The organism is Nonomuraea rhodomycinica (assembly GCF_013363995.1).
Taxonomy (GTDB): domain Bacteria; phylum Actinomycetota; class Actinomycetes; order Streptosporangiales; family Streptosporangiaceae; genus Nonomuraea; species Nonomuraea rhodomycinica.
In genome coordinates this window covers 176,054-201,963 of record NZ_JABWGO010000007.1, presented here as the reverse complement: position 1 = coordinate 201,963, position 25,910 = coordinate 176,054, and the positions used below count along the sequence as shown (strand labels likewise).

Below are 25,910 nucleotides of genomic sequence, written 5' to 3'. Positions count from 1 at the left end.
CCAGCTCAGAGCCCTTCGGCCGGCGCGCGGCCCGCGCTCAGGCCACCTGGAGCCACAGAAGAGACTTTACACACTCCGTGTTCGATGAATAACTACATGTAGTGTGGCCTTGGCGGAAGGGGCCTTCAGTCATGACAGTCGGCTTCACTCATAACCTGGTCGGAGATCGCGTTGACCAGCGCTTGACCGGCTTCCTCGAAGCGTGGCGGGCGCCGGTGTCCGACCCCGACGTGGTCGCGGCGTACGAGCTGCTGACCGACTTCATCCTCAGCGGCGGCAAGCGGGTGCGCCCGCAGCTGTGCTACTGGGGCTGGCGCGGGGCGGGCGGCGGCGACTGCGACGAGATCATCAGCGCGGCGGCGGCGCTGGAGCTGTGCCACGCCGGCCTGCTGATCCACGACGACATCATGGACGGCAGCGAGCTGCGCCGGGGCCACGCGACCGTCCACCGGCGCCTGTCCCAGCTGCACGCGGGGCCCGGCGCCGAGACCTTCGGCCAGGCCGGCGGCATCCTGCTCGGCACCCTCAGCCTGGCCTGGGCCGACGCGCTGCTGTCGTCCTGCGGGGTGGAGCCCGGCCGGCTGCGCGTGGCCCACCACCTGTTCGACGCCATGCGCAGCGAGGTCATCAGCGGCCAGTACCTCGACATCCTGGCCCAGCTCCGCGCCGGCGCCTCCGTGCCCGAGTCGCTCACCGTGATCCGCTACAAGACGGCCAAGTACACCGTGGAGCGCCCGATGCAGATCGGCGGCGCCCTGGCCGGCGCGCCGCCGGAGCTGCTGGAGTCCTACTCCCGCTTCGGCCTGCCGCTGGGCGAGGCGTTCCAGCTCCGCGACGACGTGCTCGGCACGTTCGGCTCGTCCGCCGAGACGGGCAAGTCGGCGCTCGACGACCTGCGCGACGGCAAGCACACCGTGCTGTTCGCCCACGCGGTCCAGCGGGCCACGCCCGCGCAGCGCTCCTACCTGCGCACCTGGCACGGCCACCCCGACCTGACCGAGGAGCAGGCCGACGAGCTGCGCCAGATCATCGTCGCCACCGGCGCGCTCGCCGAGGTGGAGGACATGATCGCCGAGCGGGTGCGTGAGGCGACCGCCGAGCTGCGGGCCGCCCCCATGACCGCCGAGGCGCGCGAGGCGCTGGCCGTGCTGGCCGAGCGGCTCGCCCACCGCGACCGGTAGGCGACCGGCGGCCGGCACGGCCGCCCGCCCCGGGTTCTGGAACGTTCCATCCCCCCGCGCCGGGCCACCGGCGTCGTTCCCCATGAAGATTGGTGGTGCAGTATGACCGAAACGTTCGAGTCGGCTCCCGAAGGACACAACCAGCAGCTCAGTCTCAGCACCGAGGCCGCGCGCAATCTGGCGACGACCACCAAGACGGTCCCCCAGATGCAGGAGATCACCTCCCGCTGGCTGCTGAAGCTGCTGCCCTGGGTGCAGACCTCCGGAGGCGTCTTCCGGGTGAACCGCCGGCTCACCTACACCCTCGGCGACGGCCGCATCACCTTCACCACCACGGGCGCCGAGGTGCGGGTCATCCCCGCGGAGCTCACCGAGCTGGCCCCGCTGCGCGGCTTCTGCGAGATGGAGGTGCTGGAGGCGCTGGCCGCCCGGTTCATCCAGCGCGAGTACGAAGCGGGCCAGGCGATCGTCACCGAGGGCAGCCCCGTCGACCAGCTCGTGCTGATCGCCCACGGCCGGGTCGCCAAGAGCGGCCACGGCGCCTACGGCGACGAGCAGGCCCTGGGCGTGCTGGCCGACGGCGACCACCTCGGCGAGCAGCTCCTGACCGAGCCGGGCCGCTTCTCCTTCACCGCCAAGGCCGCCACCAGCTGCACCGTCCTCGTGCTCTCCCAGCACGACTTCCAGCAGATCCACGACCAGTCCCCCGAGCTGCGCGACCACCTGGCCGGCATCCGCGACGTCGAGAACCGCGCCCGTAACGACTACGGCGAGGCCGCGATCGACATGTCGTCGGGCCACACCGGCGAGCCGACGCTGCCCGGCACGTTCGTCGACTACGACCTCGCGCCGCGCGAGTACGAGCTGAGCGTCGCCCAGACCATCCTGCGCGTCCACACCCGCGTCTCCGACCTGTACAACCAGCCGATGAGCCAGCTCGACCAGCAGCTCAGGCTCACCATCGAAGCGCTTCGCGAGCGCCAGGAGCACGAGCTGGTCAACAACCGCGACTTCGGCCTGCTGCACAACGCCGACTTCTCCCAGCGCATCCGCACCCGCAGCGGCCCGCCCACCCCCGACGACCTCGACGAGCTGCTCGCCAAGGTGTGGAAGGAGCCGGCCTTCTTCCTCGCCCATCCGCAGGCCATCGCCGCCATCGGCAGGGAGTGCTCCAAGCGCGGCCTCTACCCGCAGGCGAGCGAGGTCGGCGGGCACCGGGTGCCGGCCTGGCGCGGCGTGCCGATCTTCCCGTGCAACAAGATCCCCGTCACCGACACCCGCACCACCTCGATCATGCTCATGCGCACCGGCCAGGAGAGCCAGGGGGTCGTCGGCCTGCACCAGACCGGCATCCCCGACGAGTACCAGCCGGGCCTGTCGGTCCGCTTCATGAACATCAACGAGAAGGCGGTCATCTCCTACCTGGTCACCGCCTACTACTCCGCCGCCGTCCTGGTCCCCGACGCGCTGGCCGTCCTGGAGGACGTCGAGCTCGGACACGAGCACTAGCAGGATGGAGGGTGCCGGTTTGACGGAGCAGCAGCGGGACGCCGCGCGGCAGAGCCTCGGCACCGAGGCCGTACCGCAGAGCCTCGGCACCGAGGCCGCGCGGCTGCTCGCCACGACGACCAAGACCCCGCCGCAGGCGCGCGAGATCACGCCTCGCTGGCTGACGCGGGTCCTGCCCTGGGTGGAGGTGGCCGGCGCCGTCTACCGGGTCAACCGCCGGCACACCTATCCCGTGGGCGGCGGCCGGGTGGGCTTCGCCTTCGAGGGGGCGCGGGTCCGGGTGATCCCGCCCAGCCTGGCCGAGCTGCCGCCGCTGGGCGGGTACGACGACGCCGCCGTCCTGGAGCGGCTGGCCGGCCTGTTCGAGCAGCGGGAGTACGCGCCGGGCGAGGCCGTCGTGCGGGCCGGCGAGCCCGCCGACGGCCTGGTGCTGCTCGCGCACGGCAAGGCGGTCCGGCTGGAGCGCGGCCCGTACGGCGACGCCCTGGTCCGGGCGACGCTGTCGGCGGGGGACCACGCCGGGGCGGAGCGGTCCTGGGCCGCAAGCCTCGGGGCCGCCGAGCGGTCCGGGGCCGGACCGTCCGGGGCCGAGGGGCGCTGGCCGTACACGCTGGAGGCGCGCACGCCCTGCACGGTGCTGTACCTGCCGTGGGAGGCGTTCGACGCGCTGGCCGACCGGTCGCCGTCGTTGCGCGCCCGGCTCGACCGGCACCGCGCCGAGCTGGCCAGGCCGCGCAACAAGCACGGCGAGGCGGCCATCGCCGTGGCCGCCGGGCACCGGGGCGAGCCGGTGCTGCCCGGCACGTTCGCCGACTACGACCCCGGCCCGCGCGAGTACGAGCTGAGCGTCTCCCAGGCCGTGCTCCGGGTCCACACCCGGGTCGCCGACCTGTTCAGCGAGCCGATGGACCAGACCGAGCAGCAGCTCAGGCTCACCGTCGAGGCGGTCCTGGAGGCGCAGGAGCACGCGCTGGTCAACGACCCCGGCTTCGGGCTGCTGCACAACGTCGATCCCCGGCAGCGCCTCCCCACGCGCGGCGGCCCGCCCACCCCCGACGACCTCGACGAGCTGCTCAGCCGGCGCAAGAAGACCCGCTACTTCCTCGCCCACCCGGCGGCGATCGCCGCGTTCGGCCGCGAGTGCAACCGCCGGGGCGTCCACCCCGAGCCCGTCACCGTCGAGGGGCGCGCGCTGCCGGCCTGGCGCGGGGTGCCCATCCTGCCCTGCGACAAGCTGCCGGTCAGCCGGGCGGGCACGACCGCGATCCTCGCGTTCCGCACCGGCGAGGACGACCAGGGCGTGGTGGGGCTGCGGCAGACCGGCCTGCCCGGCGAGCGCCTGCCCGGCCTGAGCGTGCGGCGCACCGGCATCGACGAGCGGGCCATCACCTCCTACCTGGTCAGCGCCCACTATTCGGCGGCCGTCCTGGTGCCCGACGCGCTCGGCATGCTCACCGACGTCCAGGTTCACGATCAGAGGTTCACGAGCGCAACGGAGTGATCCCATGGCCGACCAGCCGTTCGAGCTGCCCGACTTCTACCTGCCGTATCCCGCCCGGCTCAACCCCCACCTGGAGGAGGCCCGGCGGCACTCCCGCGAGTGGGCCCGCGCCATGGGCATGCTGGAGGGCTCCGGCGTCTGGGAGCAGCGTGACCTCGACTCCCACGACTACGCCCTGCTGTGCGCCTACACCCATCCCGACTGCGACGGGCCCGAGCTGAGCCTGATCACCGACTGGTACGTGTGGGTGTTCTTCTTCGACGACCACTTCCTGGAGCTGTTCAAGCGCACCGGCGACCGGGAGGCCGGCAAGCAGCACCTCGACCGGCTGCCCGCGTTCATGCCGCCGGACCTGGCGGCCGGCATGCCGGAGCCGGCCAACCCGGTGGAGGCCGGCCTGGCCGACCTGTGGCGGCGCACGGTGCCCAGCCGCTCGCAGCAGTGGCGGGAGCGCTTCGCCGAGAGCACCCGCAACCTGCTGAACGAGTCGCTGTGGGAGCTGTCCAACATCAACATCGGCCGGGTGCCCAACCCGGTCGAGTACATCGAGATGCGCCGCAAGGTGGGCGGGGCGCCGTGGTCGGCCGGTCTCGTCGAGCACGCCGTGGGGGCCGAGGTGCCCGCCCGCATCGCCGCCTCCCGGCCCATGCGGGTGCTGCGCGACACCTTCTCCGACGCCGTCCACCTGCGCAACGACCTGTTCTCCTACCAGCGGGAGGTGGAGGAGGAGGGCGAGCTGAGCAACGGGGTGCTGGTGCTGGAGACGTTCCTCGGCTGCACCACGCAGGAGGCCGCCGACTCCGTCAACGACCTGCTCACCTCCCGGCTCCAGCAGTTCGAGCACACGGTGGCCACCGAGCTGGGCCCGCTGTTCGCCGAGCACGGCCTCGACCCGCTGTCCTGCGCCGGCGTGCTCGCCTACGTCAAGGGGCTGCAGGACTGGCAGTCCGGCGGCCATGAGTGGCACATGCGCTCCAGCCGCTACATGAACGAGCGCGCCGGGCGCGGCGCGGGGCTCGGCATGCGCGCGGTCGTCGACATCCTCGGCGCCAAGCGGTTCCGCTCGTACGCGCACGTCCCCCACCGGCGGGTCGGGCCGTCGGTCATCCCCGAGCTGCTCATGCCGTTCGAGCCCCGGCTGTCGCCCCACCTCGGCGCGGCCCGTGTCAACGTCATCACCTGGGCGCGGGAGATGGGCATCCTGGAGGCGCAGCCCGGCGTGGTGGGCTCGGCCGTCTGGGACGCCGACAAGCTGGCCGACTACGACCTGCCGCTGTGCGCGGCGGGCATCCACCCCGACGCCTCCCCCGCCCAGCTCGACCTGTCGTCGGCCTGGCTGGCCTGGGGCACCTACGGCGACGACTACTTCCCCGTGGTGTTCGGCCGCACCCGCAACCTGGCCGCCGCCAAGGTGTGCGTCGAGCGGCTGCCGATGTTCATGCCCCTCGACGGGCCGCCGCTCGCGGTGCCGGTGAACGCGCTCGAACGCGGTCTGGCCGACCTGTGGGCCCGCACGGCCGGGCCGATGGAGCCGGCGGCGCGCCGCAGGTTCCGCGGGGCGATCGAGGACATGGTGCAGAGCTGGCTGTGGGAGCTGGCCAACCAGATCGCCAACCGGGTGCCCGACCCCGTCGACTACGTCGAGATGCGGCGCATGACGTTCGGCTCGGAGCTCACGATGAGCCTGTGCCGCCTGGCCCACGGCGACCGGGTGCCGCCGGAGATCTACGACAGCGGGCCGCTGCGGTCGCTGGAGAACTCCGCCATGGACTACGCGGCCCTGCTCAACGACGTGTTCTCGTACCAGAAGGAGGTCGAGTTCGAGGGTGAGACGCACAACGTCGTGCTGGTCACCGAGACGTTCTTCGGCTGCCGCTACCCCGAGGCGCTCGGCATCGCGACCGACCTGATCAACTCGCGGATGCGGCAGTTCCAGCACGTCGCCGAGCACGAGCTGCCGGTGCTCTACGACGACGCCGGGCTGAGCGAGGAGGCGCGCGAGGTGCTGCGCGGCTACGTGCGGGACCTGGAGAACTGGATGTCGGGCATCCTGGTGTGGCATCGCGACTGCCGCCGCTACGACGAGGAGTCGCTGCGCCGCCACCACCAGCCGCCCCGGTGGCGGCTGGCCGGTCCGACGGGTCTCGGCACCTCGGCCGCGATGATGTGGGGCTCGGCGGTCTAGGGAGTGGCCTGCGGCGCGGCGCTGTCGGGCTCGGGGTCCAGCTCGTAGAGCCAGCCGATCAGCTGCAGCAGCCTCTCCTGGTACGGCGTGACGTTGCGCAGGCGCACCCAGCGCTGCGGCGCGGGGAGCGCCGGCATGATCAGCGCCCGCAGGCCCGCCAGGTCGATGAAGCTCAGCCGGCCGGTGTCGACGGTCACGTGCCCGCCACCGGCTCGGCAGGCGGTCAGCGCCCGCGTCAGCGCCTCGCAGTTGCTCACGTCGATCTCGCCGACGAGTGTGACCACGGGGCCGGTGCCGGCCGTCGCGAACAGCAGGTGGGGTGTGGTCCGCGGGTCCCGGAGAGGCATCCGCAGGGAGATCCGGACGAGCCGGTCGGCGTAGAGCAGCCGCTCGTTCGTGTCCGTGTCGCCGCTCATCGGCCGCGCACCCCCATCTCTCCGAGCGTGGGGGTCGTCCTCCGGCCCCTGCGCACTGGGGGAACGGACCGGCGCCGCGTGTCTCGCCAGTCCGGAACCAGGCTACACGAATTGTCGTTCGCTAAGTGATATTGACCCTAAAGGGCTGGTATGGCTGTGGGGGTATGAGCCGGTCTGAGGAGGCTCTGTCCGGTACGTACCCAACCCGGCCCAACCCCTCACCTCGCCATGGGCCGTACGCGTCGGGCCGCCGCGGACCTGATGGCCCGGGCGGCCCCCTTGACCCTCGCGTCGGTCTCCGCCGGACGGGGCATGGGCTCCCCTGTACAGGATCGCCATCACCCGCCCACACCCGCCGGCGGATCACTTCTCGCTCGTCACCGCGCACACGCGGGCCCGGGTCCACCTGGGAGTGCACCATCCCACCGGCGCCACCGGCCCGATCCGGGTGAGCACCGCCGCCATCCAGCTGGTGCTCTCCCTGTCGGGCGTCGTCGTGTACGAGCCGCTCGGGAGGGCTCGGACACGGGCGCCGGCCGGACCCAGGCCGTCTGAGGACGCGGGCCCCCGATCAGACGAGCGCGGCCTGAACGCGGGCCTCCGGAAGCAGGCCGGAGGCCGGTCCGTGCCTACCCGTGGCTCAGCAGGGGGCGAGCACGGAGGTGGCCGCCGCCTGGTGGTTGTTCAGCACGCCCACGTTGACCTTGTCGAGCTTGCCGACGTTGAGCACGTCGATGTGCTTGACGGAGTTGTTGGCCACGTCGTTCAGCAGAACGAGGTCGTTGGCCGCGGACCACTGGCTGCCGATCTGGTTGCCGGTGTTGAGCGGGCCGCTCATCGGCACGTAGCTGATCGAGCTCGTGGCGGTGGAGCTGGTGGCCGTGGAGTGCGTGGACGAGGACTGCGACGACTGCGACGACTGGGTGGACTGCGTCGAGGAGGACTGCGTGGCCCCGGAGTTGGTCACGCACTTCGTCGTGCAGGTGGTCGTGCACTGCGTCGCGGTCGTCACGATCTTGGTGGCGCAGGGAACCGCGATGACCGGCTTGGGAGTGAGGACGACAGGCTTGGGGGCGCAGTCGGTCACGACCGGCTTGGGGGTGCAGAGCGCGCTGGTGCCGCTGTCCGCGTGGGCGCTCACGGTCGAGAGTCCGAAGACGGCACCGGCGAGGGCTGCACCGACGAGAATGCGACGCATCATTTTGATTTCTCCTTCGTGGGAATCAGCGCGGAAGGGGAGGCGCTTCTTCTGAATCGCGCTCTCACGGACCGCGAGAGGCCGAATAACGATCCCGCGCGACACCGGCTCCCCGCAACTCGAATTCGCTAAGCCCAAGTCAAATACAACCCTCAATTGCTTGGCGCTTGATTATGCGTCGCCCGGATATGTCCACAAATGAAGCATTCAGCACAATATTGCGAGGCGGCGGCGAATGTCCGATACCGGCAGTGGCCACGACGGGCGGACGCGGACGGCCTCCGGGCCCGGAGAAACGACGACGGCGGCCCGGGACGTCTCGCTCTGGAGCGGAACGTCCCGGGCCGCCGTCGCGTCGGGCTCGGCGAGCCGGACGGAGCGCGCTCCCGCACGGGGAGTCGCGGCCGTTCTGTGCAGTTGACGAGGCGCCGGACCACGCGGGGATGGCGGCCGCCGGCCCGCGCCCTCGACAGCGGGTCAGCCGTTGTTGAGCACCATGACGTTGGCCTCTTCGAGCTTGCCGACGTTGAGGACGTCGATGTCCTTGACCGAGTCGTTGAGCACGCCGTTGAGCACGGTGGCGTTGTGGAGCGCGCTGAACTGGCTCAGCACGCTGTTGCCGCTGTTGTACGGGGTGTCGTCGGCCGAGGCGGCGGTGGCGGAGAAACCGAACGCGATGCCCGCGATGGCAGCACCGGCGAGAATACGACGGATCATGTTTGTTTCCTCCATTGATCGGCGCGGAAATCACCGGCGCCATAGTCGCTTGTACGGGGCGGTGAGGTGCCGTCAATAACGATCCCGGCACCGGACGGGCGTCGCAACCCAAGAAAGCCTCATGGCGGTCAAGGAGCCACCTCGTTTTCTTGGTACATCGGCGCTTTCCGCGGCGCCTGCCGAATCACCGCCATATACAGAATGGCGCGACGCGCGGACGTCGTTGTTTAAGCACGATCATCCAAATCTTTGAGCGCGCCGTTCGCTCAGGAGGAGTCCCGCTCAGGGGGAGTCCCGCTCAGGGGGACAGGTCGTCGAGGGCGGAGGAGAGGAGGCGCAGGGCGCGCAGGCACTCGCGGGCCTCCGCCTCGCCGAGCCGGGCGACCAGGCGTCCGGCGAAGCGCCGGTGCCCCGGGGTGATCAACGCGATCGCGTCGCGGCCGGCCGCGGTTGGCTGGAGCAGCTTGGCGCGGCGATGGGCCGGGTTGGGCCGGTACTCGGCCAGCCCCCGCTCCACCAGCAGGTCGGCGATCCGCTGCACACCCTGGCGGGTCATGCCCATGACGCGGGCGACGCCGGCCACGGGCAGCGGCTCGGCCAGGACGGCGCCGAGCACCTGCCACCAGGCCGCCGTCAGCCCGGCGGGCCGGGCCAGCTCCTCGGCGACCTCCAGGAACTGGCCGTTGAGCCGGAAGGCGGTCAACGCGGCGGCCGACAGGAACGCCGCCGCGTCGTCCGCGTCCGGCCCGACGTCACCGGCGGCACCGGCGGGGCCGGGAGCGGCGGCGGCACCGGCGGAAGCGACCGACGCCACGGACTCGCCGGCCCCGGTGGACCCGCCGGACGACGCGGCAGACTCGGACGACGCGGCAGCCCCCGAAGACGCCGTAGACCCGGAGGACGCCGTAGACCCGGAGGACGCCCCAGACCCCGAAGACGCCGTAGACCCCGAAGACGCCCCAGACCCCGAAGACGCCGTAGACCCCGAAGACGCAGTGGACCTGGAAGGCTCGCCGTCTCGCGTCTCACCTCCGGGCGTCGCCTCGTGGCCGGCATCGTCCGTAAAGGGGGGCTCCGTCCCGGTCATGCCGACATCAGGACGCCGAACGCCGACGGGTCGCTCTTGGCGAACAGCCTGTACCAGGCGTCCAGCACCTCGGGCCGGTACGCGTCGAGGCGGCTGAGGATCTCCCGGGCGAAGGCCACCGGCTCCGTGGGCCCGGCGGTGATGAGGTCGCCGTCCGTCACCGCGTCGCGGTCGAGATAGCGCTTGGCGCCCCCGTAGCCGGGCTGCGCCTCCAGGTACGGCAGCGCGGCACTGGTGTGGTCGCGGTCGTCGAGCAGCCCCTCGCGGGCCAGCCCGGCCGTGGCCCCGCAGATGGCGGCCACGGGCACGCCCGCGTCGAGGAACGCGCGGGCCGCCCGGGCGAAGGGCGCGAGCGCGTCGCCCGCGTCCCACAGGTCGGCGCCCGGGAGGATCAGCATGGTGCTGGCGGCGGGCGAGAGGTCCTCCAGCGCGAGGTCGGGAACGACGCGCAGGCCGCCCATGGTGGTGATCGGCTCGGTGGACAGGCCGACGGTGACGATCTCGTAGCCGCCGGGCTCGCGGTGGAACCGTTCGGCCCGGAGGTGGGCGATGGCGTGCCCGGCCTCCCAGTCGGCCCAGGTGTCATAGATCCCCACATGTACCGGCTTTTTAGTCTTCATCATGACAACACGCTGTCATAACGACAACATGCTGTCAATGCGTCCACGTGCGAGGATATGCCCATGGCACAGATCGTCGGCGGGGGACGTCCGGTCAACGACGCCGAACGGCGCGTGATCGCCTATCTGCGCGACCACGCCCCGGCCGAGTGGTTGCTGCTGCACAACGTCGAGGTGCCGCGTGGCGACGACGTGTTCGAGGTGGACCTGCTGGTCCTGACCGGCCACTCGCTGGTGGTGGTCGACGTCAAGGGCACGCGTGGCCGCATCCAGGTGTCGGGGTCGCGCTGGTTCCCGCCGCGCCGGGAGGCGTTCGGCTCCCCGGTGACGAAGCTGCGCGGCACCGCGCGGGCGCTCAAGGGCCTGCTGGTGTCCCGGGCCACCCAGCTCGAACGCGTCTACGTCGACAGCATCGTCGTGCTCACCTCGCCCGACGCCGAGCTGGTCGATCCCACCGGGCGCGACTCCGCGCACGTGACCGACCTGGCCGGCCTGGTGCCGATGCTGGCCGACGCGTCGCGGGTCAAGCGAGGGTGCAGCCCCGACGCCCGGCCGTACCTGACGGCGATCCTCGACGCGCTGAACCAGACCGTACGGCGCAGCACCGCGCCTCCCAGGTACGGCAACTGGGAGGTCGAGGAGCAGCTCGGCGGCGACACCAGGGTCACCGAGTACCGCGCGTTCAACGCGACGCTGCCGGGCAGCGAGACCGTGCTGCTGCGCGTCTACCAGGCCGACCCGCTGGCCGACGAGGCCGCCCGGGCCGCCGAGCGGCAGCGCATCGCCAACGCCTACCAGTCGCTGGCCCGCATCCCGCCCCACCCGTGCGTGGTGCGCTCGCGCGACTTCTTCGCCATCGACGACGAGAGCCGGTTCGTGCTCGTGCTGGACGACGTCCACGGCGAGGCGCTGCACCTGAGCCCGGGCCGGGGCGCCGGGTCGCCGTTCGTGATCCCGGACCTGCTGAGCGGTCTCGCGCACGCGCACGCCCACGGCGTCATCCACCGCGCGCTCACGCCCGCGTGCGTGCTCGTCACCGACGACGGCCACGCCGTGCTGACCGGCTTCGACTACTCCAAGCCCGGCCCGCGCAACTTCACGGTGGCCCACGAGCTGAGCAACGTCCTCGACGGTCACTACGCGGCGCCCGAGTGCCAGGACCGGCCCGACCGCATGACGGCCGCCTCCGACGTCTACGCCGCCGGGGTGATCGCCTACCAGCTCCTCGCCGGCGAGCTGCCGCCCGGGCCCGACGCCCTCGGCCCCGAGGTGCCCGACGTGGTGCGGCGGATGCTCGACCACTCGCCGGCCAAGCGGCCCTCGGCGGCCGAGGCGCTCGACGGGCTGCGCGGCATCCCCCAGCGGTCCCGCCTCAGGCGGCTCGTCCGCCGGATCGTCTCCGGCTCCTGACGGCGGTGTGACGCCCGCCTGACGCCCGACCGGGCCGGGCCCGGCCGGACCAGCCGATACGTCCGGACGTCCCGAGACGGGAGTGCGTACGGACGAAGCGATACGACCGGACGTCCCGGTACGTGCAGGCGAACGTCCCGGCGTCGGGACGACCGGAACGATCCGGCACGTCCCGACGGGACGCCCCTGTGAACACGCGGGGACAAGAGGTGGGTGTGTGTCTCAGACGGGCAGGCGGCGGCGCAGGTCGCTGGCCTGCCTGAGGTAGTCGAGCGCCAGCCCCGTGCGGCCAGCCGTGCGGTACAGCTCGCCGAGGAGCTGCGTGCTCGACATCTCGCCGCTACGGTCGCCGAGCTCCTGGAAGACCTCGAGCGAGCGCTGGAGCCCGGTCGAGGCGGGGGCCAGGTCGCCGCTGCGCACCTGGAGCCGGGCCAGGCTCTGCAGGGCGTACGCGCCGCAGTGCCGGTCGCCGAGCGACTCGAAGATGTCCAGCGCGTGGTGGTGGAAGGACACCGCCTCGTGCAGCTGTCCCATCTGGAGGCAGACGCAGCCCTCGCGGTGGGAGTCGCCGAGCTCCTGGGCCAGCCGCATGGCCTGGGCCAGCGACTCGGACGCCTGGGTCAGGTCGCCGGACTTGAGGCAGACCCGGCCGATGGCCTGCCGGGCGAGCGCCTCGCCCTGGGGGTCGTCGGCGGCCAGGAACATGGCCAGGGCCCGCTTGAAGTGGCCGAGCGACTGCGCCGGCCGGCCGCGGAACTGGCTGACCGCGCCGAGCCCGCAGATCGTCGTGGCCTCGGCGCGTACGTCGCCCAGGTCGTGGAAGAGCCGGCGGGAGCGCAGGAACCCGTCGGCCGCCTCCTCGTAGCGGTCCTGGTAGAGCGCGACCTGGGCGAGCCCGCGCAGCATGGCGGCCTCGCCGTACGTGTCGCCGCCGGCGCGGGCGGCCTGCAGGGCGACGCTGTGGGTGCGCTGCCAGGTGTCGAGCCGGCAGTGCAGGTCCAGGTACGGGACCATGGCGGCGGCCAGGCCCCAGGCCGACTCGGCGAGCCCGGCCTCGGCGGCCACGCCGACGGCCGCGACGAGCGAGTCGTGCTCGGCCTCGAACCAGCCGAGCGGGTTGGACGTGAGCCGCTCCAGCGTCTGCTCGGGCAGGCGCCAGCGCGGCGTGCGGGGCGCGGTGAGGCTGAAGACGGTGGTGGGCAGCCGCGCCATGGCGTGCTCGGTGGTCGCGGTCCAGGCGGCCAGCACGCGGCCGAGGGCGTCGCGGTCGGGCGTGCGTTCGAGGGCGTGGCGGCGGATCAGGTCGGGGACGCGGTAGCGCGGCTGGCCGACGGGGTCGGTGCCGACGAGCTCCAGCAGGTTCACGTCGACGAGGAGATCGGTCACATCGTCAGCGCGATGCCGGTCGAGCGCCGCGTCGACCACCCAGCCGGGCTGTGCGAGGGCGCCGAGCCGGCCGAACGTGCCGAGCATGCGGGCGGCCTCGTCGGGCAGGTCCCGGTAGCTGCGGTCGAGGCAGACGCGTACCTCCTGCAGCTCGTTGAGCCGGTCGTCCTCCAGCCGTTGCCGCAGGACCGCCAGCGACCAGCCGGGCCGGCCGGCGAGCCGGGCCCCGGCGCTGCGCACGGCCAGCGGCAACCCGCCGCACGCCGCCACGATGGCGCGGGCGTCCTCCTGCTCGCGGGCCACCCGGTCGGGGCCGACGATCCGGCCGAGGAGCTGCAGGGCGTCGTCGACCGGCAGCTCGCCGAGGTCGATGTGGCGGGAGCCGGGCAGCTCGGTGATGCGCCGGCGGCTGGTGACGATGACCACGGAGTCGTTGCCCGGCAGCAGCGGCCGTACCTGTGAGGCGTCGAGCGCGTCGTCCAGCAGGACGAGCATCGGGCGCTCGGCGAGCATCGAGCGGAGGAGCGCGGAGCGCTCGTGGACCGTGGGCGGGGGCGTGTCGGCGCCGAGCGCCCGCAGCGCCTCGGCGAGGAGGTCGGCCGGCTCCCGGCCGTCGAGGTCGAGGTGGAGCTGGCCGGCGGGGAACTTCTCGCGCAGCGCGTGCGCGGCGTGCACGGCCAGCGCGGTCTTGCCCACTCCGGGCCGCCCGGAGATGACGGCGACCTGGAACGGCTCGTTCAGCGCGGCGAGGGCGTCGGCCCGGCCGGTGAAGTCCGGCACGTCGGGCGGGAGCTGGCGGGGGGCCGCGGGCGGGGCCTCGTCGGCGAGGATCGACTCGTACGCGGCGCGCAGTCCGGTGCCCGGCTCGACGCCGAGCTCGTCCACGAGGAGCTGCCGGACCGTGGCGTAGGCGCGCAGCGCCTCGGCCTTCCTGCCGCCCCGGTGCAGGGCCAGGAGTAATCGTCCCCACAGGTCCTCGCGGTAGGGGTGCTCGGCGAGCAGCCCGCGCAACTCGCTCACGGCGCCGGCGTGGTCGCCCTGGTCCATCCTCCGGCTGATCAGCTCCTCGGCCGCGCGCAGCCGCACCTCGTGGAGGGGGTCGAGGCGGCGGTCCCAGAGGGGGCTGCCCGGCAGGTCGGCGAGCGGGGCGCCGCGCCACAGGGACAGCGCCTCCTCGTAGCGGGCCTGGCCCACCAGCTCCTCGAAGACCAAGAGGTCGAGCGCGCCCTCCGGCACGTCGATGGCGTAACCCGAGCCGTTGCCGCGCAGGCATCGGCCGTCCTCGCCCAGATCCGTCCGGAGCGAGCTCACATAGGTGCGCAGGTTCGCCTGCGCGGATCGGGGCGGGCGCTCGGGCCAGAGCACCTCGACCAACTGGTCGGCACCGACGACCCCGCCCGCTTCCAGCAACAACGTGGCCAGCAGCAGGCGAGGTTTCTTGCCGGAGATCCGGACGGGTTGACCCGATGTCCGGATCTCCAGCGGTCCAAGCACGTGAAAAGTGACCGTCATGACCGCATCTGCTCCTTATGGAGGCGTGACAGCTCTTTGTACCGGGTCTGGACGTTTCTTGTGCGCCATATGCACACCCTTGTCTCAGAGATCCCACCAGAAAGGATCACCCGATGAAGCTCAACGGGGCGCTGATCACGGGTTTCGCGCTCTTAGTCAGTCTGGGGACAGGTACGGCCGCTTTCGCGGACCCCGCGCCCTCCCCCACGGCTTCGCCGGTGCCCGCGCCGACCTCCACCGCCACGGCGGAGACGGCGACGACCCTCGCGGCACCGACTTTCCAGCTGCCGTTCCCGTGCGGCCAGAGCTGGACGGGTGACTCCAGCGGAAGCAGCGCCCACCAGTCGTACGAGATCGACTTCAACCGGGGCGGCACCCCGGACGCGGACCTCGGCGACACCGTCGTCGCCGCGGCCTCCGGCACGGTCGTGATCTCCGCGCACCAGGGCTCGGCCAACGGCTTCGGCAATCTGGTCAAGATCGACCACGGTGACGGCTACGCCACCTACTACGCCCACCTGAACAGCCGCACGGTGAGCGCCGGCCAGAGCGTGTCGCAGGGTCAGCCGGTCGGCACGGTGGGCAACACCAGCAAGCCGGGCAACGACATCACCCCGCACCTGCACTTCGAGGTCCGCAGGGGCACCAGTTACCCGGCGAACATCCAGAAGGCCGTCTTCGACGGCGTGACCTTCGGCTACCCGGTGCAGACCGTCACCTCCCGGAACTCCTGCGGCGGCGGCACCACCAACCCGCACACCGCGGAGTCCGTCTGCGGCTCCGGCCACAAGGTGATCGACTCCGCGCCCCTCGGGTCCGACGGCACGGTCTACCTGCTCTACAACAGCTCCACCGGCAAGAACTGCGTAGCCACGATCAAGTCGACCTCGGTCGGCACGGCCACCGCGGTCTCCGCCTATCTGGAGGTCGCGGGCGCGGCGCGCCAGACCGACACCGGCAACTTCGCGTACTACGCGGGCCCCGTGACCGCCTCTGCCGCCGGCAAGTGCGTCAGATGGGGCGGCTCGGCCGGCTCCACCACCTACAACAGTCCCTCTGAGCATTGCGGATGATGAAGACTACAACTCTTGTGATCGCCGGACTCATTGCTCTGTCCGGCCCGGCGGTGGCCCAGGCCGCCACCGCGACCCCCGCCGCCACCACCGCGGCCACCCCCCTGGCCGACGCCTTCACCAAGGCCGCCTCCACCTACGAGGTGCCCCGCGACCTGCTGGTCGCCCTGGGCTACGCCGAGACGCACCTCGACAACCACGAGGGCGAGCCGAGCGCGAGCGGCGGCTACGGCGTGATGCACCTGGTCAGCAACCCCAAGACCAAGGCGCTGGAGGAGGCGGCCAAGCTCACCTCCCTGCCCGTCGCCAAGCTGAAGACCGACGACGCGTCCAACGTCCTGGGCGGCGCCGCCGTGCTGCGCGCCAAGGCCGACGCGCTCGGGCTGGACGCCACCGCCCGCAAGGACCCCGCCAAGTGGTACGGCGCGGTCGCCGCGTACGGCAACCTGGCCGACGACGCCACGGCGCGCATCTACGCCGACGCCGTCTACGAGGCCCTGGCCTCCGGCGTCGACGCGGCGGGCGTGCAGACCGAGCCCGTGCAGGTGACGCCGGACCGCGGCAAGTACGCCGACGACGAGCCGCGCGCCCTCGCCTCGTCCACGGACTACCCCGGCGCCCTGTGGAAGGCGGCCAGCTCCGCCAACTACGCGGTCTCCAACCGGCCGACCAGCAACAAGATCGACCGGATCATCATCCACGTGACGCAGGGCTCCTACGCCGGCTCCATCTCGTGGTTCCAGAACCCGGCGGCCAAGGTCTCCGCCCACTACGTGGTGCGCTCCTCCGACGGCCAGATCACGCAGATGGTGCGGGAGAAGAACCGCGCCTGGCACGCGGGCAACAGCACCTACAACCAGCGCTCGATCGGCATCGAGCACGAGGGCTACATCAGCGACGCGTCCTGGTTCACCGACCAGATGTACCGCGCCTCCGCCGCGCTGACCCGCAACATCGCCGACCGTTACGGCATCCCGAAGGACCGCAGCCACATCATCGGCCACGTCCAGGTGCCGGGCTCCGACCACACCGACCCGGGCTCGCACTGGAACTGGACGAAGTACATGAGCTACGTGACCGGCGGCACGGGCGGCGGCGGCGCCACCAACCCGCACACCGCCGAGGAGGTCTGCGGCTCCGGCTACAAGACCATCGACTCGCAGGCCCTCGGCACCAGCGGCACGGTCTACCTGATGTACAACAGCTCGGCCGGCAAGAACTGCGTCGCCACCATCAAGAAGACCTCGCTCGGCAAGGCCAGCGCGACCAGCGCCTTCCTGGAGGTCAAGGGCGCCGCGCGCAAGACCGACACGGGGAACTTCGACTACTACGCGGGCCCGGTCCAGGCCGCGGCCGCGGACAAGTGCGTCAAGTGGGGCGGCTCGGTCGGCACCGCCACCTACACGAGCGAGTTCGAGCACTGCGGCTGACCCTCTGAAGCCATCTCCTTCCCTCCTCCCGGTGGCCCGGCGTCCCCTCCTGACGCCGGGCCACCGCCCTTTTCCCCAGGCTGTGGAGGGAAACGCTCAGGAAGGCTGCAGGGCGTCGAGGATGTCGACGACGTACACCGTCCGCTCGCCCGCGGCCCGGCCCGGCTCGGGCAGGGCCAGGCGGGCGCCCACGTGGCCGCCCACGAGCCCCGACACCCACGACGCGGGCGCCGCCCCCGGCGCGAGCGTCACGGCGCTCGGCCCGCCGCGCCGGTAGGAGGAGTCCACGACCCGGCGCTCGGGCAGCCGCATCGCCAGGTACTGCACCACCACCCTCGCCCCCGCCCGCACCTCCGGGCCGGAGCCGTCGATGAGCGTGCTCGGCCCGTCCAGCGGCAGGCCGTCGGGCACGCTCGGCAGCGGCTTGCCCACCAGGCGGGCGTCCGGCGGGTAGCCGCCGAGGACGTCGAAGACCACCACCACGACCGCCTCGGGATCGACCCCGTCCAGGGGGACACCGGGGCCCGCCGCCTCGGCCGCCGTGCCGACCAGCACGACACGGCTGCCCGCCGGCCGGTCCAGAAGCGCCTCGCGCCAGGTCGCGGGCACCGCGCGGCCGTCGAAGGACACCGACACGGGCTGCCGGGCGTCGTACGTGCCGGCCTGCCTGCTGCCGTCCGACCACAGGCGTACGGACACGTCCGCGAGCACCACGTCGCCGGGGGCGGTCCGGCGGCCCTCGCCGGCGGACAGGACGGCCACGCGCGGGATGCGCCCCGGCTCGCCGGCGGGGATCGCGACGGCCGGCTCCGCCCCGAACGCGCCGGTCACCACCGGCAGCCCGCTGTCACCCACTCCGCAGGACGTCGCGAGCACGAGCATGGCCGGCCAGAACAGGCGCACGATCCCCTCCGGAGGTGCCGGAAAAATCCGGAGCGGCGTGGTCTCTCCGGAACTGCCCGATCCGGCGCGCCGGATCCGCTGGGATCCTTGCCGTGATCGGCCCAAGCGAAGCCGATCGGAGGTCAAAGAGGCGGCACACTGGGGTGCGTGAGCAAGCCCAACCTGTCCCGCCGGGTCGCCGAGGCCGCCGGGATCGCCCTGGCCAACCGCAAGTACGTGACGTTCGTGGACGTGGTCACCGGACTGCGGTGGCTGCACTCGCGCCACGTCGACACCTGGCGGCAGGGCCGGGCCGCCACGCTGGCCGAGCTGGCGGCGGTGGACGACGACCGGCTGCTCACCGCGGCGGCGCTGCTGCGCGAGTGGGCCGAGGGGCGAGGGCTGCGGCCGATGGAGGCGTCGTACGTCTCGGGCGGCCGTGACCGGCGCGAGCTGCGGTTCACGACCGGCGACCACCCGCAGGAGGCGTTCCGCGTCCACTGGGTGTCGCCGGAGCTGAGCGAGGCGCGGGTGCGGCGGCTCGCCGAGCGCCAGAGCAAGGCACCGGACCTGGTGGCCGTCGCCCCGCTGGAGGCGTGGACGTGCGCCTCGTGCGGCGACACCGGCCCGTACCTGATCATGGAGGACGACCGGCCGCACTGCCTGACCTGCGCGGACATGGACCATCTGGTGTTCCTGCCGTCGGGGGACGCGGCGCTCAGCCGCCGGGCCAAGCAGGAGAGCGGCCTTTCGGCCGTGGTCGTGCAGTACAACCGCCGGCGCAAGGTCTACCAGCGCAAGGGCCTGCTGGTGGAGGAGCGCGCGCTCACGCTGGCCGAGGAGCGCTGCCTGGCCGACGAGGAGGCCCGGCTGCGCCGCCGCGAGCGCGACCGGGAGCGCCGGGCCGAGCAGGACGTCGAGTACCTGACGCGGATGGCGGCCGAGATCCGGTCGCTGTTCCCCGGCTGCCCCGCCGAGCGGGCCGAGGAGATCGCCGCGCACGCCGCCCTGCGCGGCAGCGGCCGGGTCGGCCGCACGGCGGCGGCCAAGGCGCTCGACGCGAACGCGATCACCCTGGCCGTGGTGGCGTCGATCCGTCACCTCGACACCGACTACGACCGGCTGCTGATGGCGGGCGTCCCCCGGGCCGAGGCCCGGGACCGGATCCGCGACGCCATCGAGGCCAGGCTGGCCGACTTCAGGAGGACGACATGACCGAGTGGTCACGCGTGCGCGACGAGCTGCGGGACTTCGCGCTCGGCCTGCCCGAGACCCGCGAGGACCACCCGTGGGGCGAGAGCGTCGTCAAGGTCGGCAAGAAGGTCTTCCTGTTCCTCGGCCTGGACGAGCCGTCCGAGAAGTGGGCGCCGGGCTTCAGCGTGAAGCTCCTGTCGGAGGCGCACGGCCACGCCCTGACCGTCGAGGGCGCGGCGCCCACCGGTTACGGGCTGGGCAAGGCCGGCTGGGTGACGGTGCCGTTCCGCGCCGAGCTGCCCGAGACCGAGATCCTGCTCGACTGGGTCGAGGAGAGCTACCGGACCATCGCGCCGAAGCGGGCGGTCAGGGCACTGGACGAGCGGCCCTGACCGCATGAGTCCTCACTTCGCGAAGGCGGCCAGCGCGATGCGCAGGGTCCGCTCGTTCTGGCCCTGCGCCTTGGCGTCGGTGGAGTTGACCGAGTAGGCCAGGGTGCGGCTCAGGTCGCGGGTGGCGCCCAGGCCGGCCGAGGAGCCGTACCTCGCCCCGGTCTTGCCGTAGGCGACGATGCCGCCGGGCAGCTCCAGGCGGGTCAGGCCGGAGGTGTAGACGGCGGGCTCGTCCGTGCCGTACATCGTGACGTCCGGGACCGTGAACATCGCTTCGAGCTGCGCCGCCGGCACGACCTTGCCGGAGAACAGCGCCTTGACGAACCTCTCCAGGTCGGCGGTCGTCGAGATGAGGTCGCCCGAGGCCCACGTCGAGGTGACGCTCGTCTCGGTCATGTCCACGAGGTACGCGTCGCCGTAGGCGAAGGAGCCGGGGAAGCCCTTGGGCACCACCTGGTAGCCGTGGTTGTGCCGGCCCTTGATCCGGACCGAGTCGCCCGGCAGGTAGCTGTCGCGCATGCCGACCGGGCGCAGGATCCGCGTGGTGACCTCGTGCTCGTACGAGTGGCCGGTGACCTTCTCGATGATCATGCCGGCGACGAACGTGTTGGTGTTGAGGTAGTGCTGCCGCGTGCCGGGGGTGAACTCGATCGGGTTCTCGACGGCCTTGGCGACGTACTCCTCGGGGGTCCACTTCTGGAACCGCGTCCGGTAGACCCACTCCAGGCCGCCGGGGACCTTCGGCGACGGCAGGCCGCTGGTGTGGTTGAGCAGCCGGCCGACGGCGATGGCCGGGTAGTCCTCGGGGAGCAGGCCGGGCAGGTACTCCTGGACGGTGCCGTCGAGCGAGATCCGGCCCTCGGCGACGAGCTGGAGCACGACCGCGGTGGTGAAGATCTTCGTGACGCTCCCGGCGCGGAACCGGGCGCCCTCGCGGGCGGGCCGTTCGGTGCGCACGTCGGTCACGCCGGTGACGCCGTGCCAGGAGCCCTTGGTGCCGCCGATCCGGACCTCGGCGGCCGTGGCGTCGGGGCCGGGGATGCCGGCGATGGCGGCCTTGAGCGCCGCCTCGTTGATCGGCGGGATGTCCGCGGCCGTCCCCCGCGTCGAGGTGACGGCGGCGGCAGTGGCGGCGGTGGGGGTCACGGCGAGGGCGGCCGGGCCGGCGGCGACGGTCGTGAGTGCGGCGACGGCGAGCGCGGCGGCGGCGAGGCGGGTGCGGTTCATGGTGGCGGATCTCCAGGTCGGAAGGGGTTTTCGAGCTGGCTCCATCCTGTCGATCACGCCCTGGCGGCGGATCGCCGAGACCGGCGATCTTCCGCCTCCCTCTCGCGAGGGAGCCCGCCTCGCCCCGCCGGGCGAGCCCTCCGCCGTCAGGCTCGCCCGTCAGCCTCCGGCGTCACCGCTTGGGGGGAATGGTGGCGATGACCCGGTTCACCCCTTTCTCGTAGCGGCGGGCGTACCAGTTCTGCACCGGGCTGTGCGTCGCCGGGTCCAGCCGGAACGTGCCGCGCGGACTGTCCACCTGCCGCACCTCGCCGAGCGCCCGCGTCAGGTCGCCGCTGTCGGCCCCGCCCTCCGACACGGCGAGGTCGATCAGCCGCATGGCGTCCCAGCCCTGCACGGCCACCGAGGACGGATCGCGCCCGGTCGCCGCCCGCCACCTGGCCGTGAACGCGGTGTTGGCCGGGTTGGCCAGCGCCGGCGAGTACAGGCCCACGCTGGTCATCCCCTCGGCGTCGGCGCCGACGGCCGCCACCACGTCCTCGTCGGCGAGCTGCTGGCAGGCCAGCAGCTCGACCTTCCGGTCGTAGCCGAGCTGCCGGTACGTCCTGGCGAACGAGACCGCCTCGGCCCCCGCGTAGAACGCGTACAGCAGCTCGGCGTCCGCCGGGACGCGGCTCAGGTACGGGCCGAGGTCGGTGGCGTCGCCGAACGGCGTGAGCACGCGCTTGACCGGCTCGGCCCCGAAGCCCTCGGCGAACCCGTCGAGCGTCTGGACGCCCGCCGAGTAGTCGGAGGCCATCGCCACGGCCCGGACCCGGCCGTGAGCCTGCGCCGCGTACCGGCCGGCCGCCTCGCCCTGCTCCCGGTTGGTGAACGACACGCGGAACACCGCCGGTCCGCCGAGCTCGTCCGCTCCCGCGTTGGCGATCACCACGGGGGTGCCGGCCACCTCCCGCACCACCTCGACCGCCACCGGGGAGGAGACCAGGCCGGTGACCACGCTCACGCCCTCGTCGGACACGAGCCGCCTGGCCTGCTTGCGCCCCTGGTCGGGGCTGCCCGCGTCGTCGGCCACCAGCAGCCGCGCCGGCCTGCCGCCCAGCATGCCGTCATGGGCCGTCAGGTAGAGGCGCATGGCGGTCTCCATGTCCTCGCCGAGCCGGGCGTACACGCCGGTCCGCGAGACGATCGCGCCCACCTTGACCACGGGGTCGTGCCGCACCTGCATCGCGGGCGAGGCGCCGCACCCGCTCACCAGCAACGCCACCGCCGCCGCCGCGGCCCTCCCCGCCGTGCCGATCACCGGCCGGACCCGGCTCACCACCGCGATCCGGGTCCTCCCCCGGCTCCGGATCACCGCTCGAACACGGCGCGCACGGACCCGAGTCCCTCGATCCGCGCCTCGAACACGTCACCCGGCTCCACCGGCACCACCGGCCCGAGCGCCCCGGTCAGCACGACGTCGCCGGCGCGCAGCGGCCGGTCGGTGCGGCCGACCGCCCCGGCGAGCCAGGTGAGCGCGTTCAGCGGGTGTCCCAGGCAGTCGGCGCCCGAGCCGGCCGACACCTCCGTGCCCGCCCTGGTCATCGTCATCGCGGCGCCCCGCAGGTCGAGCCCGGCCGGCGGGACGGGCGTGCCGCCCAGCACGAACCCGCCGGCCGAGGCGTTGTCGGCGATCGTGTCGACCGGCGTGATGTCCCAGCCGGCCACGCGCGAGTCGGCGATCTCGATCGCGGGCAGCGCGAAGTCCACCGCCCTGATCACCTCCGCCACCGTGAACGGCCCGCCCACCAGGTCACGGCCCAGCACCAGGGCGACCTCCGCCTCCGCCATCGGCTGGAGGAAGCGCTCCACCGGCACGGGCACGCCGTCCAGGAACGCCATGTCGGCGAAGAGCACGCCATGGGAGCACTCGCGGGCGCCGAACCGCTCCCGCACCGCCGCGCTGGTCAGCCCCACCTTCCGGCCGACCGGGCGGCGCCCCTCCGCGAGCGCCCGCCGGGTCGCGATCTCCTGCACGGCGTAGGCGTCGCCGGGCGTGCCGATGAGATCCCTGACCGGCGCGACCGGCTTGCCCGAGCGCACCGCCTCGGCCAGCCGCTCGGCCGCCTGTCCCCTGATGTCCACCGCGTCCGACCATTCGTCCTGCATGCCGTACCGTCCTGTCCGCGTCGCCCGACATCTGCCAGCTTCGCACCGCGGGACGCCGCGCGGCAGCGGCCATTCCGTGCGGCTCTCGTACGGGATGCGCGATCCTGGACACCATGGACAAGCGCATCGATCAGGTGACCGCACACGACGGCTCGTTCGACGTCCACCTCTGGCTTCCCGACCGGGGCAGCGGGCCGGGCATCCTGCTGGTGCAGGAGATCTACGGCGTGGGCCCGTACATCACGAAGGTCGCCGAGGAGCTGGCGGCGCGCGGCTACGTGGTGGCGGCGCCCGACCTGTTCTGGCGCCTGCGGCCCGGCTGGATCGGCGAGCACACCCCCGAGGGGACGGCCGCGTCGATCGAACTGGCCTCCGGGTTCGACCTGCCGCAGGGCGTGGCCGACTGCGCGCTCACGCTCGTCCACCTGCGCGACCTGCCCGAGGTGACGGGCGGGCTCGGGGCGCTCGGGTTCTGCCTGGGCGGCTCGGTGGACTACATGCTGGCCACGCAGGCCGACCTCGACGCCGTCCTGTCCTTCTACGGCTCCGCCGTGCCGGAGGCCACCGGGCTGATGGAGCGGATCACCTCGCCGCTGCTGCTGGTCTTCGGCGGGAGCGATCCGTACATCCCCCGGGAGCAGGTGGCCAAGGTCGAGGAGGCGGCGCAGGGACGGCCGGGCGTGCGGGTGTACGTCGACGAGGAGGCCGGGCACGCCTTCCACAACAGCGAGGCGCCGATGTTCCACCACCCGGAGGCGGCCCGGCGCGCGTGGAGCGTCGCCCTCGACTTCCTCGACAGCCACCTCCCCGTCTCCTGACCGGCGGCGCCCGACACGGGCGTGTCAGGGAGACGGGTAAAGGGCGTGACGGGGCTGTCCTGGAGGACAGGTTCTCGTACCCATGATCCGGCCTCATGATGGTCCAGTGGCGCGGACGTGGGAGCTGTGGGGAAATATCATCATCGCCGCGCTTTTGGCGCTTCCGCTGGCGGCGGCCCTCGCCTGGCTCCTCGCCCGGCGCCGGGCCCGCGCCGGCCACCCCGCGCCGGTCCGCACGGCGCTGGCCGACGTCGGGATCCCGGCCGGCACGCTCCCCTGGCTGTGGATGATCCTCACCCCGGCCACCGGTCAGGAAGGTGTCAGCCTCGTCCCGTTCACCGACCTCGTCACTCTCGCCGACGCGCCTGCCGGAGCGGTGTTGACGCAGGTCGGAGGCAATCTGCTGGTGTTCGCGGCCCTGGGCGCGCTGCTGCCCGTGCGCGGCCCGCGCCTCGCCTCCGTGCCGCGCGTGGCGGCCGTGGCCGCCGCCGCGTCGGTCACGGTTGAGGTGCTCCAGTACGTCCTGCGGCTCGGCCGCTACTCGTCCGTGGACGACGTGCTCGTCAACACCGCCGGCGCCGTGCTGGCGGCGCTGGTTACTCGCCGCTGGTGGGCGCCGCGGATAAGGGCGCGTCCGGTCCCCGAATAAGGGGCGGCGCAAACCCGTTCCGGTTCGCCACATGGGCACGATTCGCTGAAAAGAAGCACGCGACCAACCTGCGTATCTGTGCGATCGTGGACAAGACGGGGCAAGTTCTCTGGAGACGCCAAACCCGGTTGGTGACAGAGGGTGGTCAAACGTGTTTGAATCCCCGGTACCCCACGATCCCCCCATCTATCGACGCATCGCCGACGGCCTCCGCGCCCGGATCCTGTCCGGCGAGCTGCGCGACGGGGACCGGCTGCCGGGCGAGAACGCGCTGATGGCCGACTACTCGATCGCCCGCGCCACGGCACGCCAGGCGCTGGCCGTCCTCATCAACGAAGGTCTTGCCGTCCCCAAACGAGGGTCGGGGGTCTACGTGCGCCTGTTCAAGCCGATACGCAGGCACGGCTCGCGCCGCCTGGCGAGAGACCAGTGGGGTGAGGGACGCGCCATCTGGGACGCCGACACGCGCGGCCGGCCGTTCACCGTGGACGAGGTGGAGGTGCTGCGCGAGGAGGTGCCCGAGGACGTGGCCGACATCCTGGACAGCCGCGAGGCGTGGACCCGGCGGCGGCGCTACTCCGTGGACGGGCGGCCGGTGCAGCTCGCCACCTCGTACTTCCCCGCGCGGGCGGTCGAGGGCAGCGCGATCACCACGGCCGACACCGGGCCGGGCGGCGTCTACGCCAGGCTGCGCGACCTCGGGCTCGCGCCGGCGCACTTCACCGAGGAGATCCGGGCCCGCATGCCCGCGCCGAGGGAGACCGAGCTGCTGGGCCTGCCGGGCGGGACCCCGGTGATCGTGATCGCCCGCACCGCGTACACGGCGGGCGGCATGCCCGTCGAGTACAACGAGATGGTGCTGGACTCGGCGGCCTACGTACTCCAGTACGACTTCGACGCCTAGGTCAAGCGAGGCTGTCAAGCGGGTAGGTTGACCTGACCTTTGCGATCATAGACTTCTCTAGAGAAGACGCGCACCCTTCAAGGAGATGGAACCTCGCAGGAGGCCCCGGAAGGATGACCCGAATGTCCTTTGACCGGCACCTCGCCGACATCGCCCGGGAGTTTCCCCAGTGGACCATCTGGCGAAGCGACGCGGGCCGCTGGTGGGCGACACGTCACCAACCGCTCAGCGACGCGCAGCGCGACGCCGGATGCGCGATGACCATCGACGCGGACGACCCGGAGGACCTGCGCGAGCGGCTCCGGGAGCAGGAGATCAGGGCCGGCGATCCGGCCGCCGCGGCCGGCGACCCGGAGCGGCGCGCCGGGCCCGCGCCGTCCTAGCGCACGCCACCGGCCGCACCAGGCCGACGGCGGGCGCGCAACGAGCAGCCCGGTGCCGGGTCCAGCGTCTCGGCGGCCCCGGCAC

23 protein-coding genes are annotated in these 25,910 nt (G+C 72.6%); 13 read left to right on the top strand and 10 right to left on the bottom strand.

Annotation, left to right across the window (positions count from 1 at the left end; translation table 11 throughout):
* The first annotated feature begins 182 nt into the window (after positions 1-182).
* The 4 genes from HT134_RS27110 (at position 183) to HT134_RS27095 (ending at position 6,376) form a co-directional block, all read left to right on the top strand.
* Positions 183-1,181, top strand: coding sequence for a polyprenyl synthetase family protein (locus tag HT134_RS27110; protein ID WP_175603282.1), 999 nt, complete (start codon positions 183-185; stop codon positions 1,179-1,181).
* 102 nt (positions 1,182-1,283) lie between these two features.
* Complete coding sequence (locus HT134_RS27105; RefSeq protein ID WP_175603281.1) at positions 1,284-2,690, top strand: family 2B encapsulin nanocompartment shell protein; 1,407 nt, start codon at positions 1,284-1,286, stop codon at positions 2,688-2,690.
* A gap of 19 nt (positions 2,691-2,709) precedes the next feature.
* Positions 2,710-4,191 carry a family 2B encapsulin nanocompartment shell protein gene (locus tag HT134_RS27100; RefSeq protein ID WP_246365513.1) on the top strand — a complete coding sequence of 494 codons (1,482 nt, stop codon included), beginning with the start codon at positions 2,710-2,712 and terminating at the stop codon, positions 4,189-4,191.
* A 4-nt stretch (positions 4,192-4,195) separates the two neighbouring features.
* On the top strand, positions 4,196-6,376 hold the full coding sequence (locus HT134_RS27095; RefSeq protein ID WP_175603279.1) for a terpene synthase family protein: 2,181 nt from the start codon (positions 4,196-4,198) through the stop codon (positions 6,374-6,376).
* On the opposite strand, the gene HT134_RS27090 is transcribed toward HT134_RS27095, so the two are convergent.
* The 5 genes from HT134_RS27090 to HT134_RS27070 form a co-directional block, all read right to left on the bottom strand.
* Positions 6,373-6,792: an STAS domain-containing protein gene (locus HT134_RS27090; RefSeq protein WP_175603278.1), complete on the bottom strand. Its 420-nt coding sequence runs from the start codon at positions 6,790-6,792 to the stop codon at positions 6,373-6,375. The two genes, HT134_RS27095 and HT134_RS27090, sit on opposite strands and share 4 nt — an antisense overlap.
* 640 nt (positions 6,793-7,432) lie before the next feature.
* Positions 7,433-7,993, bottom strand: a complete 561-nt coding sequence (locus HT134_RS27085; protein ID WP_175603277.1) for a hypothetical protein — start codon at positions 7,991-7,993, stop codon at positions 7,433-7,435.
* A 474-nt stretch (positions 7,994-8,467) separates the two neighbouring features.
* Positions 8,468-8,707 (bottom strand): hypothetical protein, encoded by a 240-nt coding sequence (locus HT134_RS27080; RefSeq protein WP_175603276.1) that lies wholly within the window; start codon positions 8,705-8,707, stop codon positions 8,468-8,470.
* 298 nt (positions 8,708-9,005) lie between these two features.
* Positions 9,006-9,425: a MarR family winged helix-turn-helix transcriptional regulator gene (locus HT134_RS44855; RefSeq protein ID WP_217708454.1), complete on the bottom strand. Its 420-nt coding sequence runs from the start codon at positions 9,423-9,425 to the stop codon at positions 9,006-9,008.
* Between the two features lie 365 nt (positions 9,426-9,790).
* A complete protein-coding gene (locus HT134_RS27070; RefSeq protein WP_175603274.1) occupies positions 9,791-10,417 on the bottom strand; it encodes a DJ-1/PfpI family protein in 627 nt (208 codons plus the stop codon).
* Positions 10,418-10,477: 60 nt separating this feature from the next.
* Between HT134_RS27070 and mads6 the strand changes: the two genes are divergently transcribed.
* Positions 10,478-11,824, top strand: coding sequence for a methylation-associated defense system protein kinase MAD6 (gene mads6, locus HT134_RS27065; RefSeq protein WP_175603273.1), 1,347 nt, complete (start codon positions 10,478-10,480; stop codon positions 11,822-11,824).
* Positions 11,825-12,046: 222 nt separating this feature from the next.
* Here mads6 and HT134_RS27060 read toward each other — a convergent pair whose 3' ends face one another.
* On the bottom strand, positions 12,047-14,722 hold the full coding sequence (locus tag HT134_RS27060; protein ID WP_175603272.1) for an AfsR/SARP family transcriptional regulator: 2,676 nt from the start codon (positions 14,720-14,722) through the stop codon (positions 12,047-12,049).
* A gap of 113 nt (positions 14,723-14,835) precedes the next feature.
* On the opposite strand from HT134_RS27060, the gene HT134_RS27055 reads away from it, so the two are divergent.
* Both HT134_RS27055 and HT134_RS27050 read left to right on the top strand, forming a co-directional pair.
* Complete coding sequence (locus tag HT134_RS27055; RefSeq protein WP_175603271.1) at positions 14,836-15,795, top strand: M23 family metallopeptidase; 960 nt, start codon at positions 14,836-14,838, stop codon at positions 15,793-15,795.
* Positions 15,792-17,225, top strand: coding sequence for an N-acetylmuramoyl-L-alanine amidase (locus HT134_RS27050; protein ID WP_175603270.1), 1,434 nt, complete (start codon positions 15,792-15,794; stop codon positions 17,223-17,225). The genes HT134_RS27055 and HT134_RS27050 overlap by 4 nt, the downstream gene beginning before the upstream one ends.
* A gap of 96 nt (positions 17,226-17,321) precedes the next feature.
* Here HT134_RS27050 and HT134_RS27045 read toward each other — a convergent pair whose 3' ends face one another.
* A complete protein-coding gene (locus tag HT134_RS27045; protein WP_175603269.1) occupies positions 17,322-18,128 on the bottom strand; it encodes an FKBP-type peptidyl-prolyl cis-trans isomerase in 807 nt (268 codons plus the stop codon).
* Positions 18,129-18,275: 147 nt separating this feature from the next.
* Between HT134_RS27045 and HT134_RS27040 the strand changes: the two genes are divergently transcribed.
* Both HT134_RS27040 and HT134_RS27035 read left to right on the top strand, forming a co-directional pair.
* Complete coding sequence (locus HT134_RS27040; RefSeq protein WP_175603268.1) at positions 18,276-19,322, top strand: DUF2293 domain-containing protein; 1,047 nt, start codon at positions 18,276-18,278, stop codon at positions 19,320-19,322.
* On the top strand, positions 19,319-19,693 hold the full coding sequence (locus tag HT134_RS27035; RefSeq protein WP_175603267.1) for an MmcQ/YjbR family DNA-binding protein: 375 nt from the start codon (positions 19,319-19,321) through the stop codon (positions 19,691-19,693). The genes HT134_RS27040 and HT134_RS27035 overlap by 4 nt, the downstream gene beginning before the upstream one ends.
* 12 nt (positions 19,694-19,705) lie before the next feature.
* Here the strand turns inward: HT134_RS27035 and HT134_RS27030 are convergent, their stop codons facing one another.
* The 3 genes from HT134_RS27030 to HT134_RS27020 all read right to left on the bottom strand — a co-directional run bounded on the left by HT134_RS27030 (position 19,706) and on the right by HT134_RS27020 (position 23,071).
* Positions 19,706-20,920, bottom strand: coding sequence for a serine hydrolase domain-containing protein (locus tag HT134_RS27030; protein WP_175603266.1), 1,215 nt, complete (start codon positions 20,918-20,920; stop codon positions 19,706-19,708).
* 172 nt (positions 20,921-21,092) lie between these two features.
* On the bottom strand, positions 21,093-22,241 hold the full coding sequence (locus tag HT134_RS27025; RefSeq protein ID WP_175603265.1) for an ABC transporter substrate-binding protein: 1,149 nt from the start codon (positions 22,239-22,241) through the stop codon (positions 21,093-21,095).
* 32 nt (positions 22,242-22,273) lie between these two features.
* Positions 22,274-23,071 (bottom strand): 2-keto-4-pentenoate hydratase, encoded by a 798-nt coding sequence (locus HT134_RS27020; protein ID WP_175603264.1) that lies wholly within the window; start codon positions 23,069-23,071, stop codon positions 22,274-22,276.
* A 113-nt stretch (positions 23,072-23,184) separates the two neighbouring features.
* Between HT134_RS27020 and HT134_RS27015 the strand changes: the two genes are divergently transcribed.
* From HT134_RS27015 to HT134_RS27000, 4 genes are all read left to right on the top strand, one after another.
* Positions 23,185-23,889: a dienelactone hydrolase family protein gene (locus tag HT134_RS27015; protein WP_175603263.1), complete on the top strand. Its 705-nt coding sequence runs from the start codon at positions 23,185-23,187 to the stop codon at positions 23,887-23,889.
* 106 nt (positions 23,890-23,995) lie between these two features.
* Positions 23,996-24,538, top strand: a complete 543-nt coding sequence (locus HT134_RS27010) for a VanZ family protein (protein ID WP_217708400.1) — start codon at positions 23,996-23,998, stop codon at positions 24,536-24,538.
* 151 nt (positions 24,539-24,689) lie between these two features.
* Positions 24,690-25,442 carry a GntR family transcriptional regulator gene (locus tag HT134_RS27005; RefSeq protein ID WP_175603261.1) on the top strand — a complete coding sequence of 251 codons (753 nt, stop codon included), beginning with the start codon at positions 24,690-24,692 and terminating at the stop codon, positions 25,440-25,442.
* 122 nt (positions 25,443-25,564) lie between these two features.
* Entirely contained in the window at positions 25,565-25,825 is a 261-nt protein-coding gene (locus tag HT134_RS27000; RefSeq protein WP_175589973.1) for a hypothetical protein, read from the top strand.
* Positions 25,826-25,910: the final 85 nt, after the last annotated feature.

What these genes read in the sequence shown, in the direction of transcription:
- HT134_RS27055 (WP_175603271.1), top strand. Translation starts at nt 14,836, where the DNA reads ATGAAGCTCAACGGGGCGCTGATCACGGGTTTCGCGCTCTTAGTCAGT.
- HT134_RS27030 (WP_175603266.1), bottom strand. Translation starts at nt 20,920, where the DNA reads ATGAACCGCACCCGCCTCGCCGCCGCCGCGCTCGCCGTCGCCGCACTC.
- HT134_RS27060 (WP_175603272.1), bottom strand. Translation starts at nt 14,722, where the DNA reads ATGACGGTCACTTTTCACGTGCTTGGACCGCTGGAGATCCGGACATCG.
- HT134_RS27080 (WP_175603276.1), bottom strand. Translation starts at nt 8,707, where the DNA reads ATGATCCGTCGTATTCTCGCCGGTGCTGCCATCGCGGGCATCGCGTTC.
- mads6 (WP_175603273.1), top strand. Translation starts at nt 10,478, where the DNA reads ATGGCACAGATCGTCGGCGGGGGACGTCCGGTCAACGACGCCGAACGG.
- HT134_RS27095 (WP_175603279.1), top strand. Translation starts at nt 4,196, where the DNA reads ATGGCCGACCAGCCGTTCGAGCTGCCCGACTTCTACCTGCCGTATCCC.
- HT134_RS27020 (WP_175603264.1), bottom strand. Translation starts at nt 23,071, where the DNA reads ATGCAGGACGAATGGTCGGACGCGGTGGACATCAGGGGACAGGCGGCC.
- HT134_RS27015 (WP_175603263.1), top strand. Translation starts at nt 23,185, where the DNA reads ATGGACAAGCGCATCGATCAGGTGACCGCACACGACGGCTCGTTCGAC.
- HT134_RS27105 (WP_175603281.1), top strand. Translation starts at nt 1,284, where the DNA reads ATGACCGAAACGTTCGAGTCGGCTCCCGAAGGACACAACCAGCAGCTC.
- HT134_RS27090 (WP_175603278.1), bottom strand. Translation starts at nt 6,792, where the DNA reads ATGAGCGGCGACACGGACACGAACGAGCGGCTGCTCTACGCCGACCGG.
- HT134_RS27035 (WP_175603267.1), top strand. Translation starts at nt 19,319, where the DNA reads ATGACCGAGTGGTCACGCGTGCGCGACGAGCTGCGGGACTTCGCGCTC.
- HT134_RS27050 (WP_175603270.1), top strand. Translation starts at nt 15,792, where the DNA reads ATGATGAAGACTACAACTCTTGTGATCGCCGGACTCATTGCTCTGTCC.
- HT134_RS27070 (WP_175603274.1), bottom strand. Translation starts at nt 10,417, where the DNA reads ATGATGAAGACTAAAAAGCCGGTACATGTGGGGATCTATGACACCTGG.
- HT134_RS27000 (WP_175589973.1), top strand. Translation starts at nt 25,565, where the DNA reads ATGTCCTTTGACCGGCACCTCGCCGACATCGCCCGGGAGTTTCCCCAG.
- HT134_RS27085 (WP_175603277.1), bottom strand. Translation starts at nt 7,993, where the DNA reads ATGATGCGTCGCATTCTCGTCGGTGCAGCCCTCGCCGGTGCCGTCTTC.